The following is a 13042-nucleotide window of genomic DNA, read 5'->3' on the forward strand; positions in this document are numbered from 1 at the left end:
TCACACCGACACGGGCTCGCGCTCCGAGCCGTCCGAAGCCTGCTCCTGCTGCGCTGCGTCCTTGTCGCGGCGCGGCAGCAGGACGGCGACCAGGACGGTTCCCACGCCCAGGATCACCGCGCCGACGAGGCTGGTGTGGGCGACCGCGTCGGAGAAGGCGGAGCCGACCGCGTGGCTCATCTGCTGCGCGCCCGCGCCGAGTTGTTCGGCCTGGGCCTTGAGCTGGGCGGCCTGCTGCGGTGTTCCGGCGTGCAGGGCCTGCGCGCCGAGCTGCTTGGCCTGTTCGCCGATGCCCTGGGCGACGGCGTATCCGGCGCCGACCGAGTCCTGCGCCGTGGCGAGCGCGGAGGCGGGCAGCTTGGAGCCCGCGGTCGCGTCCGCGAGGTGCGAGGAGTAGGAGCCCGCGAGCACCGAGCCGAGGATGGCGATGCCGAGCGAGCCGCCGAGTTCGAGCGAGGTGTCGTTGACGGCGCCGCCGACGCCGAGCTCGGACTCCGGGAAGGCGCCCATGATCGCGTCGGTGCAGGGCGACAGGGCGAGCCCGATGGCGACACCGAGGATGATCAGCGGGGCGAGGAAGTCGCCGTACCCGGAACCGGCGTCGACCCGGGTGAGCAGCGCGAGCGCGACGGTTCCGGCGACCATCCCCGCGGTGACCGTGACCTTCATGCCGAGCCGCGGGGTGAGGAACCCGGTGAGCGCGGAGCCCACGAAGACCGCGCCGGCCAGCGGCAGCATGCGGATGCCGGTCTCAAGGGGGGTGTAGCCGAGCACGAACTGGAGGTGCTGGGTGAGGTAGTAGAAGGCGCCGAACACCGCGAGGAAGAAGAGCGCGACGGCGAGCAGCGAGCCGGAGAACATGCGGTGCGCGAAGCGGCGTACGTCCAGGACGGGCCGCGGGTGGCGCAGCTCCCACAGCACGAAGACCACGAAGCCGAGCCCGGCGACGACGGCGGCGGATATCGCCTTGGCGTCCCAGCCGAAGTGCGGGCCCTGGATGATCATGTAGACGAGCGCGCCGACGGAGACGACCGAGAGCAGCCCGCCGACGTAGTCGATGCGGTCGTGGTGGGCGGCCTTCGACGGCGGTACGAGGACGAACGCGCCCACGACCGCGAGCAGCGCGATCGGCACGTTGATCAGGAACGTCGAGGCCCAGCCGTGGTTCTCCAGAAGCGCCCCGGCGACCAGCGGACCGGCGGCGATCGCGATCCCGGCGGTCGCGGTCCACAGCAGAATCGCCTTGGCGCGCTCCGCGCGCGGGAACGTCGAGGCGAGCAGCGACAGGGTCGCGGGCATGATCAGCGCGGCGCCGACACCCATGACGGCGCGGGACGCGATGACGCCGGTGGAGCTGTCGACGAGCGAGCCGGCCACGGACGCACCCGCGAAGACGAGCAGACCCAGCACGAGCGCGCCGCGCCGGCTGTACTTGTCGCCGATCGCGCCGAGCAGCAGCATCAGCGCGGCGTACGGGACGGTGTAGCCGTCGATGACCCACTGGAGGTCGGAGCTGCTGAGCCCGAGGTCCTTGGTCATGTCGGGCGCGGCCACGGTGAGGGCGGTGTTCGCCATCACGATGATCAGCAGGCTGAGGCAGAGCACGAGCAGCGCCCACCAGCGCCGCCGGTAGGGCGCCCCCATCTTCTCGACGGGCTGGTTGATGACGAGACCCACGACGTCTCACCCTTCCTCGGTCTTGCTTCCCCCGGAGGCCTGGCGTCCCCCGGGCCCCACAGGGGCAGATCCACTTGCACACCACTGTGCAACTACACACTGGTGTGCAATTTACGCCGCTGCACGCCGCTGTGCAAAATAGGGGCGTGACTGCTACCCCTGCCGCCCCCTCGGGGGGCCGCGCCGACGCGAACCGCCGCCGCATCATGGAGGTGGCCTTCGCCGAGCTGGTCCGCGACCCGGACGCGTCGATGGACCAGATCGCCCGGGCGGCCGGTGTCGTACGGCGCACGGTGTACGGGCACTTCCCCAGCCGGGACGCGCTGATCGCGGCGCTGGTGGACGAGGCGGCGGAGACCGTCGCGGACGCGCACCGCGAGGGGCGCGAAGGCGTCACCGACCCGGCCGAGGCGCTGGCCCGGGCCACCCTCGCGGTGTGGGCGATCGCCGACCGCTACCGGCTCCTGGTGGCACTGGCCCAGCGCAGCGTCACGATGGCGGGCATCAAGCAGCGCCTGGCCCCGGTCCGCAAGGAGTGCGTGGACCTGCTCCAACTGGGCCTGCGCGAAGGCGTGTTCACCTCCCCTCTCCCTCCGGCGGCCCTTGCCTATGTGCACGAGCAGTCCCTGTTCGGCCTGATGGAAGCGGTCAACGAGGGCGCCCTGCCCGCCTCGGAAGCGGGCCGCTCGGCCGCGACGACGCTGCTGCTCTCCGCGGGGGTCCCGGCGGGGCGGACGGCGGAGGTAGTGGCGGCAGCACTCACGCGGTGACCACGCGGGCCCCAGGCCGGGCTCGCGGCAACCGAGTGCCCCACCACCAGGGGTTCTTCCGGCTGCGGCGGCGATGGCGGCGAGGACCAGCGGCCGCACCGGTCCACCGTCTTTCAGGCTCCACTGAATCTGTAGCGCCCGCGTAGCCCGTGAGGCCAGAGTGACGGCACGTCAACCGCCCCTCTCCCCCACGGAGTTCAGGATGCGCCGTCGTACCACCCTGAGCGTGACCGCGACCGCGGCCCTCGCCCTCGCCGCCCTCGCCACCGCCCCGGCCCAGGCCGCCCCGGCAGACAAGGCGCAGGTGCTCGCCTCCTTCACGCAGACCAGCGCGACCAGCTCGGACGCCTTCCAGGCCGCCCGCAACGACCAGTCCCGCTGGTCCGCGTACGGCTTCGACTGGTCGACGGACTACTGCTCGGATTCCCCCGACAACCCCTTCGGCTTCCCTTTCAAGCTGTCATGCGCACGCCATGACTTCGGTTACCGCAACTACAAGGCCGCAGGCCAGTTCCCCGCCAACAAGGCCCGCATAGACAGCGCCCTGTACGAGGACCTGAAGCGTGTCTGCAACGCGTACAGCGGCGCGAAGAAGACGTCGTGCAACGCGACGGCGTGGACGTACTACGAGGCGGTGAAGAACCTGGGCAGCTGACCCTGCCTCGCCCCTGCCCTCCCCGGCTCGACCCTCCGGTCGCCGGGGCGGCAGCATGGCCCCGTGACACACGCACCCCATGACGAGCCCGAGCACCACCCCGAGCACCGGCCGCTGCCCGCCTGGCTGCGGGTCACCCAGGGCGAGACCCGGTGGGCCTCGACCCTTGCCGTGCTCACCGCCGTCGGCCTGCAATGGGCACTGCCCGAGCGGCTGACCATCCATCCCGGGTGGCTGCTGCCCGCCCTGGAGATCGCGCTCATGGTCGCGCTGATCGCGGGCAACCCCGTACGCATCGAGCGCGCCTCGCGGCTCTACCGGCTGGCCGGGCTCGTACTGATCGCGTGCATCAGTGCCGCCAACGGCTGGTCGGCGGTGCGGCTCGTCGTCGGGCTCGTGCGGGGGCAGGAAGGCGCCGATGCCGCCGCCCTGCTGGTGACGGGCGGCGGCATCTGGCTGACCAACGTGATCGTGTTCGCGCTCTGGTACTGGGAGTGGGACCGGGGAGGCCCGGTCGCCCGGATGCAGGCGACCCGCGCCTTCCCCGACTTCCTCTTCCCGCAGATGCAGAGCCCCGAACTGGCCCCGCCCCACTGGGAGCCGGCCTTCCCCGACTACCTGTACCTGTCGTTCACCAACGCCACCGCGTTCAGCCCGACCGACGTCATGCCGCTGAACCGGTGGGCGAAGATGCTGATGATGGTGCAGTCGGCTGTTTCGCTGCTGACTGTCGTGCTCGTGGTCGCTCGCGCCGTCAACATTCTCAAGTAGACGCCCCTCTCAGGCAGGCACCTCTCTCAACCAGCCACCGGAGACGGCGACTTGCCCTCCTCGCGCTGCTCCGGCACGGTCTCCTCCCCCGTCGTCAGCATCCGCTCGTCGAACGGCAGCCGGCCCGCCAGGACCTCCGCGACCCGGGCCCTGTCGATCTCCTTCGTCCACGTGCCGACCAGCACGCACGCCACCGCGTTGCCCGCGAAGTTGGTCAGGGCCCGCGCCTCGCTCATGAAGCGGTCGATGCCGACGATCAGGCCGACTCCGTCGACCAGTTCGGGGCGGTGCGACTGGAGGCCGCCGGCCAGCGTGGCGAGGCCCGCGCCCGTGACGCCCGCCGCGCCCTTAGAGGCGATGATCATGAAGAGGAGCAGCGAGATCTGCTCGCTCGCGCCCAGCGGCTTGCCCATCGCGTTGGCGATGAACAGCGAGGACATCGTCAGGTAGATCGCGGTGCCGTCCAGGTTGAACGAGTAGCCCGTCGGCACCGTGATGCCGGCCACCGAGCGGCTGACTCCCAGGTGCTCCATCTTCGCGATGAGCCGCGGCAGCGCGGACTCCGACGAGGACGTGGACAGGATCAGCAGGAACTCCCTGGCCAGGTACTTCAGGAGGCTGAAGATGTTCACGCCGGTCATCAGCTTCAGGATCGCGCCCAACACCAGGAACACGAACAGGGCGCACGTGATGTAGAAGCCGATCATGATGACCGCCAGGGCCTTCAGGGCGTCCACGCCGGTCTCGCCGACCACCCCCGCGATCGCGCCGAACGCGCCGATGGGCGCGACCCACATCACCATCGCCAGGATGCGGAAGACGAGCCGCTGGATGTGCTCGACGCCGCGCAGCACCGGCTGCCCGGCCGAGCCGAGCGCCTGGAGGGCGAAGCCCGCGAGCAGGGCGATCAGAAGGGTCTGGAGGACCTGGCCCTCGGTGAAGGCGGACACCATGGTCTTCGGGATGATCCCGAGCAGGAAGTCCGTCGTCGACTCGCTGGCGCCCGCGGCCTGCTTCGCCCCCGCGTGCCGCGCGGCCTCCGTCAGGTGCAGACCGGAGCCGGGCTCCAGGACGTTGCCGACCAGGAGCCCGACGGCGAGCGCCACCGTGGACATGACCAGGAAGTAGCCGAGGGCGAGGCCGCCCACCGCGCCCACCTTGGCCGCCTTCCGTACCGAGCCGACGCCGAGCACGATCGTGCAGAAGATGATGGGCGAGATCATCATCTTGATCAGGTTCACGAACCCGGTGCCGATCGGCTTCAGCTCGACGGCGACCCCCGGCGCCGCGAAGCCCACGACGATGCCGAGCACTACCGCGCCGATCACGGCCAGGTAGAGATAGTGGGTGCGTTCCCGGTGGGCGGCTGGCTCTGCCACGGGGGTTCCTCCTAGATAGCGGCTGCGGCTGGCGGCCATGTCCCGATGGCCGATTCAGCGATCCCCGCGACTATCCAGCACACTGTGACGCCGGTCACCCTTACGTGCATTTCGTTCATGCAGATCCAGCCAGCACACTTACCGGATGCGTCTCCCCGGACCCCGCTCCCTCGCCGGCCAGCTCTTCGCCATGCAGGTGGTCCTGGTCGCCGCGATCGTGGCGGGGTGCGCGCTCTTCTCGTACGTCACCGACCGGCACCAGGCCGAGGAGACCGCACGGCGCCAGGCGATCGCGACCGCGACCTCGGTCGCCGCGTCCCCCGCGGTCGTCGAGGCGGCTCGCACCAAGGACCCCACGCCCGCCCTCCAGCCGTACGCGGAGACGCTGCGCACCACGACCGGCGTGGACTTCGTCGTGGTCATGGCCCCGGACGGGACCCGCTGGACGCATCCCGTACCGGGCGAGATCGGCAGGAAATACCTCGGCGACACCGCTCCGGCACTGCGCGGGAAGACGTTCACCGAGACGCACATGGGGGTGCTCGGGCTTTCCGTACGGGTCGTGGCGCCGGTCCGCGACCAGAATGATCATGGCCGGATCACCGCGCTCGTCAGCGCGGGCATCACCGTCGACAGGATCAGCGAGCAGGTGCAGAAGCAGCTGGTGGCGCTGGTCGTCATGGCGGGCGGCGCGCTCGCGCTCGGCGGCCTCGGAACGTACGTGATCAACGCGCGCCTGCGCCGCCACACGCACGGCATGAACGCCGCCGAGCTGAGCCGCATGCACGACTACCACCAGGCCACCCTGCACGCCGTGCGCGAGGGGCTGCTCATGCTCGACGGGGAGCGGCGGATCGCGCTGATCAACGACGGCGGGCGGGAGCTGCTCGGGCTCGGCGAGGACGCGGTGGGCCGCCCGGTGGCCGGGCTCGGCCTGCCCGCCCCGCTCGCCGGAGCGCTGCTCGCCCCGGAGCCCAGGGTGGACGAGGTCCACATGACGGCCGACCGGATCGTGGTCCTCAACACCCAGCCGGTGTCCTCCGGAGGGCGGCGAGGCACCGTGGTGACCCTGCGCGACCACACCGAACTCCAGGAGCTTTCAGGGGAGTTGGACTCCGAGCGCGGTTTCACACAGGCCCTGCGGGCACAGGCCCACGAGGCGGCGAACCGGCTGCACACCGTGGTCTCGCTCATCGAGCTGGGCCGCGTCGAGGAGGCCGTCGAGTTCGCGACCGCCGAGCTGGAGCTGGCCCAGGCGCTCACCGACCAAGTGGTCACGGCGGTCGGCGAGCCGGTCCTGGCGGCGCTGCTGCTCGGCAAGGCCGCGCAGGCCAACGAGCACGGCGTGGAGCTGGTCCTCACCGAGGGCAGCGCCATCGGCGACGGCCTCCTTCCTGCCACGCTGCCCGCCCGGGACCTGGTCACCGTCCTCGGCAACCTGCTCGACAACGCGGTGGACGCGGCGCAGGGCAGCGCCGCCGCCGAGGTCGCCGTCACGCTCACCACCGAGGACGGGCAGCTCCTGGTGCGGGTCGCGGACAGCGGGCCGGGCATCGACCCGGCCGCCGCCGAGGCCGTGTTCGAGCGGGGGTGGTCGACGAAGAGTCCGGGGCGCGGCCTCGGCCTCGCCCTGGTGCGGCTGGCGGCGGCCCGGCACGGCGGCACCATCGCGCTGGATCAAGGTCCGTACGGGGGAGCCGAGTTCACCGTACGGCTGCCTCTGGAGCAGGGAGTGCGCGCATGATCAGGGTGCTGGTCGTCGAGGACGATCCCGTCGCCGCCGAGGCGCACCGGCTCTATGTCGGCCGGGTGCCCGGCTTCACCGCGGTCGCGGTGGCGCACTCGCGGGCCGAGGCGCTGCGCGCCCTGGAGCGGACCGAGGTGGACCTGCTGCTGCTCGACCTGTACCTGCCGGACGGCCACGGCCTCCAGCTCGTACGCTCGCTGCGGGCGGCCGGGCACAGCGCCGATGTGGTCGCGGTGACCTCGGCCCGGGATCTGACGATGGTGCGCGAGGGCGTCTCGCTCGGGGTCGTCCAGTACGTACTGAAGCCGTTCACGTTCCCCACGCTGCGCGACCGGCTCGTGCGGTACGCCGAGTTCCGGGCGACGGCCGGGGAGGCGAGCGGCCAGGAGGAGGTCGACCGGGCGCTCGCCGCGCTGCGCGCCCCGCAGCCCTCCGCGCTGCCCAAGGGCCTGAGCGCGCCCACCCTCCAGGCCGTCACGCGGACGCTGCGCGAGGCGCCGGAAGGGGTGACCGCTGCCGAGACCGGCCTCGTGGTCGGCATCTCGCGGATCACCGCACGCCGCTACCTGGAGCACCTGGTCACCACCGGCCGCGCCGAGCGCACTCCGCAGTACGGCCAGATCGGCCGCCCCGAGTTGCAGTACCGCTGGCTCAACTCCCCGCATGGTCACGGCAGTTGACAAGGTTGTCGGGCGGGGGTGGGCGCGGGGTTGACCTTGCCTGCGGGCGCCCTTACGTTCACCGGGCAGCCAAGTGCGGCCGTGGCCATGGCCGCACGCCTGGCCAGAGGAGGTCGTGCCCGTGCGCCCCACCGCCCCCGCCACAGACTCCGTGTCCAGAACCCGACACCGGCTCTCCCTGATCCTCGCCGCCGCCCTCGCCGCCGGAGCGCTCGCCGGGTGCAGCAGCGGCTCGGGCAGCGACGCGAACACCGTGCAGATCGCGTACAACCGCTCCACCGACAACAAGATCCGCTTCAAGGACGCGTTCCTGGAGGACGTCAAGAAGCAGTTCGAGCGGGAGCACCCCGGCAAGAAGGTCAAGCTGGTGCCGATCCAGGCCGCCGACAACGACTACGCGGCCAAGGTCCAGCAGATGATGCGCTCCCCGAAGACCGCCCCTGACCTGCTGTACGAGGACACGTTCCGCATCAACTCCGACATCGGGGCGGGCTATCTGCGCCCGCTGGACGACCATCTGGCCAAGTGGGACATGTGGGGCCAGTTCGTCGACACCGCGAAGGCTGCGGCCCGGGCCGAGGACGGCAAGACGTACGGGGTGCCGGACGGCACCGACACCCGGGGCCTGTGGTTCAACAAGCAGATCTTCGCGAAGGCGGGTCTGCCCGCGAACTGGCAGCCCAGGAACTGGGCGGAGGTCCTGGACGCCGCGCGCACGGTGAAGCAGAAGGTCCCCGGCGTCATCCCGCTCAACGTCTACACGGGCAAGGCGGCCGGCGAGGCGGCGGCCATGCAGGGCTTCGAGATGCTCCTGTACGGGACCGGCGAGAACCCGCTGTACGACCCGGCCGGCAAGAAGTGGGTGTCGGGCACGCAGGGCTTCAAGGACGCCCTCGACTTCGTACGGACGGTGTACGCGGAGAAGCTCGGCCCCGATCCGTCGGACGCCCTCGACCCCAATGTGGGCACGCACCTGGCGACGGACTGGATGCCGAACGGCAAGCTGGCGATCGCCCTCGACGGCTCCTGGCTGGGGCAGAACTGGATCAACAAGGGCCCCAAGGAGTGGCAGGCCTGGTCGACCGCGCTCGGCCAGGCGCCGATGCCGACGCAGCACGGCCAGGCGCCGGGCAAGGTCTCCATGTCGGGCGGCTGGACCTGGGCGATCCCCGCGAAGGCGGGCAACCCCGACCTCGCCTTCGACTTCGTCAAGACGATGCAGACGAAGGAGAACGCGGTGAAGTGGGACGTGGCCGATGCCCAGATCGCGGTCCGGGGGGACGTCGCGGCCGACCCGACCTATCTGAACTCCATGCCGGGCATCACCTTCTTCACGGGCCTGGTCCCCTTCACGCACTACCGGCCCGCGCTGCCCGTCTATCCGCAGGTGTCGACGGCGATCGGCGAGGCGATGGAGTCGGTGACGACCGGCGGCTCGGCGGCCTCGGCCGCGAAGGCGTACGACGATCAGCTCAAGTCGATCGCGCGGTGAGCCGGTTGAGCGCATCGGTTGCGACGGGCAGGCGGCGGACCCGTGCGGTGCGCTGGCTGCCGATCGCGCCCGCGACCCTGCTCCTGCTGCTGTTCCTGGCGGGGCCGATCGGCTACTGCGTGTACATCGCGTTCACGGACATGCAGCTGACCGGCTCATCGGCGGTCGACTTCGTCGGCTTCGCGAACTTCCGGCGGGCGTTCGCCGACCCCGCGTTCCGCAACGCGGTCTGGCTCACCCTCGTCTTCACCGTCCTGTCCTCCCTCGTCGGCCAGAACACGCTGGGCCTGGCGCTCGCCGCGCTGATGCGGCGGGCCTCGCGCCCGGTGCGGACGGTGACCGGGGCGCTGGTCATCACGGCCTGGGTGCTCCCGGAGATCGTGGCCGCTTTCCTCCTGTACGCCTTCTTCCGGCGCGAGGGCACGCTGAACGCGATCCTCGACTGGCTCCATCTGCCCACCCAGAACTGGCTGTTCACGCTGCCGGTCCTCGCGGTGTCGTTCGCGAACGTGTGGCGCGGCACCGCGTTCTCGATGCTGATCTACTCGGCCGCGCTCGCCGAGATCCCCCAGGACATCGAGGAGGCCGCCGAGGTCGACGGGGCGAGCGGGGCGCGCCGGTTCTGGCACATCACGCTGCCGATGATCCGCCGCTCGATCGGCACCAACCTCATGCTCAACACCCTGCAGACCCTTTCCGTGTTCGGCCTGATCTGGGCGATGACGCGGGGCGGCCCGGGCGACCGCAGCCAGACGCTGCCCGTGTTCATGTACGACCAGGCGTTCCTGAAGAGCCTGATCGGCTACGGCACGGCGGTCGCCCTGCTCCTGCTCCTGGTCGGCTCGCTGTTCTCGGTGGTCTATCTGCGGCTGATGAAGGTGGACGCGTGAGAGCCGGCCGATCGCGCCGCCGCACCCGGCAGCGGCTCGCCGCGGACACGGCCCTGCTCGCGCTGGCGGCGGCCTTCGCGGTGCCGCTGCTCTGGCTGGTGCTCGCCTCCGTCGACACCCAGGCCGATCTGCGCGTACAGGTCCCGGGCTCGGCCACCCTGGACAACTTCTCGGCCGTCCTGACCCCGGACATCACGTTCACGCCGATGCTCAACAGCCTTCTTCTGTGCGGGAGTTCGACCCTGCTCACGGTGGCATGCGCCGCGCTCGCGGCGTACCCGCTCTCGCGCTACCGCTCGCGCCTCGCCCGCCCATACCTCCTGACCATCCTGTTCACGACGTGCCTGCCGATCACGGCGATCATGGTTCCGGTGTACGGGCTCTTCGTGCAGGTGAACCTCATCGACACGATGTACGGCACGGCGCTCTTCCTCGCCGCCTCCCAACTCCCGTTCGCCATCTGGCTGATGAAGAACTTCATGGACGGCGTGCCGGTCACCCTGGAGGAGGCCGCCTGGACGGACGGCGCCTCGATGCCGCAGACGCTGGTGCGGGTGGTGCTGCCGCTGATGGGCCCGGGTGTGACCGTCGTGACGATCTACACCTTCATCATGCTGTGGGGGAACTTCTTCGTCCCCTTCATGCTGCTGCTCTCCCCCGACCGGCTCCCGGCCTCGGTCTCGATCTTCACCTTCTTCGGGAACTACGGCTCGGTGGTCTACGGCCAGCTCGCCGCCTTCTCGATCCTGTACTCGACGCCGGTGCTCCTGCTGTACGTCCTGATCGCGCGGCGGCTCGGCGGGGGTTTCGCGCTGGCCGGTGCGGTGAAGGGTTAGCGCTGGAGAGCACACGCTTACCCAACCCTTAGGTAACCCGGACGCCACCAAAACCGTACTTTCCTACAATTCACCTTCTTTGGTGGAACACACCGTAGGCAGATGTCACTTACCGTCCTACGGTGTGCGCGTGCACCCCACCCCACCCTTCAATGCCCTCGCGGCCCGCCGACTGCGGGAAGCCCTGGGCATGGCCCCCGGCCATGTCGCCTATGGCATGCGCGCCCAGTACGGCCTCCTGGTGTCGCCCGACACCGTGCTGGCGTGGGAGCGGGGGCTCGCGGCGCCCGAGGCGCGGGAGCTGACCGCGCTCGCGGGCGTCCTGTGGTGCTCCCCCGGCGACCTCATGGCGGCCGCCTCGACCCTGCGCGAGCACCGCCTCGCGCGCGGCCTGTCCATCGACGACATGGCCCGCCGGGTCGGGCTCGACGCGGGGGCGTACCGGCGCATGGAGGACGCGGGGCGCTGGCGCGGCAACGAACGCCAGTCCGCGGCGCTCGCCGATCTGCTCCAGCTGCCCCTGCGCGACTACGTGACGGCGACCGGCCAGAACGCGGACCTCTCGGAGCTCCTGCGCAGCGCGGTGACCACCCGCTGGCAGGCGTACGTCAAGCCGACGGCGAAGCTGCTCCCGCTCTCCAAGCAGCAGCTTGAGCAGGTGCTCGGCGCGTTGCACGCGGAGTACCAGGAAAAGATGGTGGGCACGCTCAACTGGGGCTCGGCCAACGACACGGGCGACGCGGGGCGAGCCTTCCTCGACGGCATCGTGGACCGCTTCTGGGAACTGGCCCACGGCTGACCCCTAAAGGGGCGCGGGACTGTGACATTGTGCGGCTCCGCCGCGTGGGCGCGACCAGCCACACAGGACGCGAGGCCGAAATCGGGTTTAGGGGCGCGGGGAACTGCGCGACCAGCCCCCACCGGCCCGCGGTGAAATGACGGCACTTCCCGCGAAGCGGGCGTCGACAGGGCCTCGCCCAAGAGGGGGCCGGGGGACCTTCGCCCCCCAGCATTGAGGGCCAAAGTCCCGCCGGGTCCGGCTAGAAGACGGACTCGGCCTCGTACATCCGGTTGTCCGGCACCGTCTTGAGCGTGGTCACCGCATGGGCGAGCGGCGCCATGACGATGTCCGTACCCCGCAGAGCGGTCATGTTGCCGAAGTCACCGCGGTGCACGGCCTCCACGGCGTGCCAGCCGAACCGCGTCGCGAGTACGCGGTCGTATGCGGTCGGCACGCCGCCGCGCTGGACGTGGCCGAGGATGACCGGGCGGGCCTCCTTGCCCAGGCGCCGCTCCAGTTCGACGGCGAGCCGGTTGCCGATGCCGGCGAAGCGCTCGTGGCCGTACTGGTCGATCGCACCCTTCTCGTACGGCATCGAGCCCTCGGCGGGATGCGCGCCCTCGGCGACGCAGATGACGGCGAACTTCTTGCCGCGCGAGAAGCGCTCCTCGACCATCTTGACCAGGTCGTCGACCTCGAAGGGCCGCTCGGGCAGGCAGATGCCGTGGGCGCCGCCGGCCATGCCCGACTCAAGGGCGATCCAGCCCGCGTGCCGCCCCATGACCTCGACGACCATGACGCGCTGGTGGGATTCGGCGGTGGTCTTGAGCCGGTCGATGGCCTCGGTCGCCACGCCCACGGCGGTGTCGAAGCCGAAGGTGCGGTCGGTGGCGGAGATGTCGTTGTCGATGGTCTTCGGCACGCCGACGACGGGCATCCCGGCGTCGGACAGCAGGCGGGCCGCGGTCAGCGTGCCCTCGCCGCCGATCGGGATGAGCGCGTCGATGCCGTAACGCTTCGCCAGCTCGGCGCAGTTCTCGGATGCTTCGCGCAGCCGGTCGCGCTCCAGGCGGGCCGAGCCGAGGATGGTGCCGCCGCGGGCCAGGATGCCGCTCACCGCGTTGAGGTCGAGCGGGCGGAAGTGACCGTCGAGCAGGCCCTTGAACCCGTCCTCGAAACCGATGACTTCGTCGCCGTGGCCGACCACGGCGCGGTGCACGACCGACCGGATCACTGCGTTCAGGCCGGGGCAGTCGCCGCCTGCGGTGAGAACTCCGATGCGCATCGTGGTGAATCTCCTGCTTCGCTGGTCCAGGGACGTCACGCCCGAATCCCCCGTAACGTGAGCAATTCAGATTGTCCCA

General features: G+C 70.7%; 12 protein-coding genes. 9 read left to right on the forward strand and 3 right to left on the reverse strand.

Features of this window, described 5'->3' with window-relative positions; genetic code table 11:
- On the reverse strand, window positions 1-1677 hold the full coding sequence (locus ACSHXC_RS12155; protein ID WP_438291599.1) for an MFS transporter: 1677 nt from the start codon (window positions 1675-1677) through the stop codon (window positions 1-3).
- A 206-nt stretch (window positions 1678-1883) separates the two neighbouring features.
- Between ACSHXC_RS12155 and ACSHXC_RS12160 the strand changes: the two genes are divergently transcribed.
- From ACSHXC_RS12160 to ACSHXC_RS12170, 3 genes are all read left to right on the forward strand, one after another.
- Entirely contained in the window at window positions 1884-2447 is a 564-nt protein-coding gene (locus ACSHXC_RS12160; protein ID WP_385998891.1) for a TetR/AcrR family transcriptional regulator, read from the forward strand.
- 202 nt (window positions 2448-2649) lie between these two features.
- The gene (locus ACSHXC_RS12165) at window positions 2650-3102 is read left to right on the forward strand and encodes a phospholipase (protein WP_438291600.1); all 453 of its coding nucleotides are present in this window, start codon (window positions 2650-2652) and stop codon (window positions 3100-3102) included.
- A gap of 63 nt (window positions 3103-3165) precedes the next feature.
- The gene (locus ACSHXC_RS12170; RefSeq protein WP_438291601.1) at window positions 3166-3873 is read left to right on the forward strand and encodes a hypothetical protein; all 708 of its coding nucleotides are present in this window, start codon (window positions 3166-3168) and stop codon (window positions 3871-3873) included.
- A 26-nt stretch (window positions 3874-3899) separates the two neighbouring features.
- On the opposite strand, the gene ACSHXC_RS12175 is transcribed toward ACSHXC_RS12170, so the two are convergent.
- Window positions 3900-5252: a cation:dicarboxylate symporter family transporter gene (locus tag ACSHXC_RS12175; RefSeq protein WP_438291602.1), complete on the reverse strand. Its 1353-nt coding sequence runs from the start codon at window positions 5250-5252 to the stop codon at window positions 3900-3902.
- Between the two features lie 145 nt (window positions 5253-5397).
- Between ACSHXC_RS12175 and ACSHXC_RS12180 the strand changes: the two genes are divergently transcribed.
- From ACSHXC_RS12180 to ACSHXC_RS12205, 6 genes are all read left to right on the forward strand, one after another.
- The gene (locus ACSHXC_RS12180) at window positions 5398-6996 is read left to right on the forward strand and encodes a sensor histidine kinase (RefSeq protein WP_438291603.1); all 1599 of its coding nucleotides are present in this window, start codon (window positions 5398-5400) and stop codon (window positions 6994-6996) included.
- Window positions 6993-7679, forward strand: coding sequence for a response regulator (locus tag ACSHXC_RS12185; protein ID WP_438291604.1), 687 nt, complete (start codon window positions 6993-6995; stop codon window positions 7677-7679). Before ACSHXC_RS12180 ends, ACSHXC_RS12185 begins: the two co-directional genes overlap by 4 nt.
- Window positions 7680-7794: 115 nt before the next feature.
- Window positions 7795-9171 (forward strand): extracellular solute-binding protein, encoded by a 1377-nt coding sequence (locus ACSHXC_RS12190; RefSeq protein WP_438291605.1) that lies wholly within the window; start codon window positions 7795-7797, stop codon window positions 9169-9171.
- 5 nt (window positions 9172-9176) lie between these two features.
- Entirely contained in the window at window positions 9177-10061 is an 885-nt protein-coding gene (locus tag ACSHXC_RS12195) for a carbohydrate ABC transporter permease (protein ID WP_438291606.1), read from the forward strand.
- Window positions 10058-10897, forward strand: a complete 840-nt coding sequence (locus ACSHXC_RS12200) for a carbohydrate ABC transporter permease (protein WP_438291607.1) — start codon at window positions 10058-10060, stop codon at window positions 10895-10897. The genes ACSHXC_RS12195 and ACSHXC_RS12200 overlap by 4 nt, the downstream gene beginning before the upstream one ends.
- A gap of 130 nt (window positions 10898-11027) precedes the next feature.
- Entirely contained in the window at window positions 11028-11696 is a 669-nt protein-coding gene (locus ACSHXC_RS12205) for a helix-turn-helix domain-containing protein (RefSeq protein ID WP_438291608.1), read from the forward strand.
- Between the two features lie 241 nt (window positions 11697-11937).
- On the opposite strand, the gene ACSHXC_RS12210 is transcribed toward ACSHXC_RS12205, so the two are convergent.
- On the reverse strand, window positions 11938-12963 hold the full coding sequence (locus ACSHXC_RS12210) for an ATP-dependent 6-phosphofructokinase (RefSeq protein ID WP_438291609.1): 1026 nt from the start codon (window positions 12961-12963) through the stop codon (window positions 11938-11940).
- Window positions 12964-13042: the final 79 nt, after the last annotated feature.

It is taken from the genome of Streptomyces sp. HUAS TT7 (genome assembly GCF_051550175.1).
Lineage (GTDB): Bacteria > Actinomycetota > Actinomycetes > Streptomycetales > Streptomycetaceae > Streptomyces.

Coding starts and splice junctions, on each gene's coding strand:
- ACSHXC_RS12160 (WP_385998891.1), top strand. CDS start 1,884: ATGGAGGTGGCCTTCGCCGAGCTGGTCCGCGACCCGGACGCGTCGATG.
- ACSHXC_RS12165 (WP_438291600.1), top strand. CDS start 2,650: ATGCGCCGTCGTACCACCCTGAGCGTGACCGCGACCGCGGCCCTCGCC.
- ACSHXC_RS12180 (WP_438291603.1), top strand. CDS start 5,398: ATGCGTCTCCCCGGACCCCGCTCCCTCGCCGGCCAGCTCTTCGCCATG.
- ACSHXC_RS12185 (WP_438291604.1), top strand. CDS start 6,993: ATGATCAGGGTGCTGGTCGTCGAGGACGATCCCGTCGCCGCCGAGGCG.
- ACSHXC_RS12210 (WP_438291609.1), bottom strand. CDS start 12,963: ATGCGCATCGGAGTTCTCACCGCAGGCGGCGACTGCCCCGGCCTGAAC.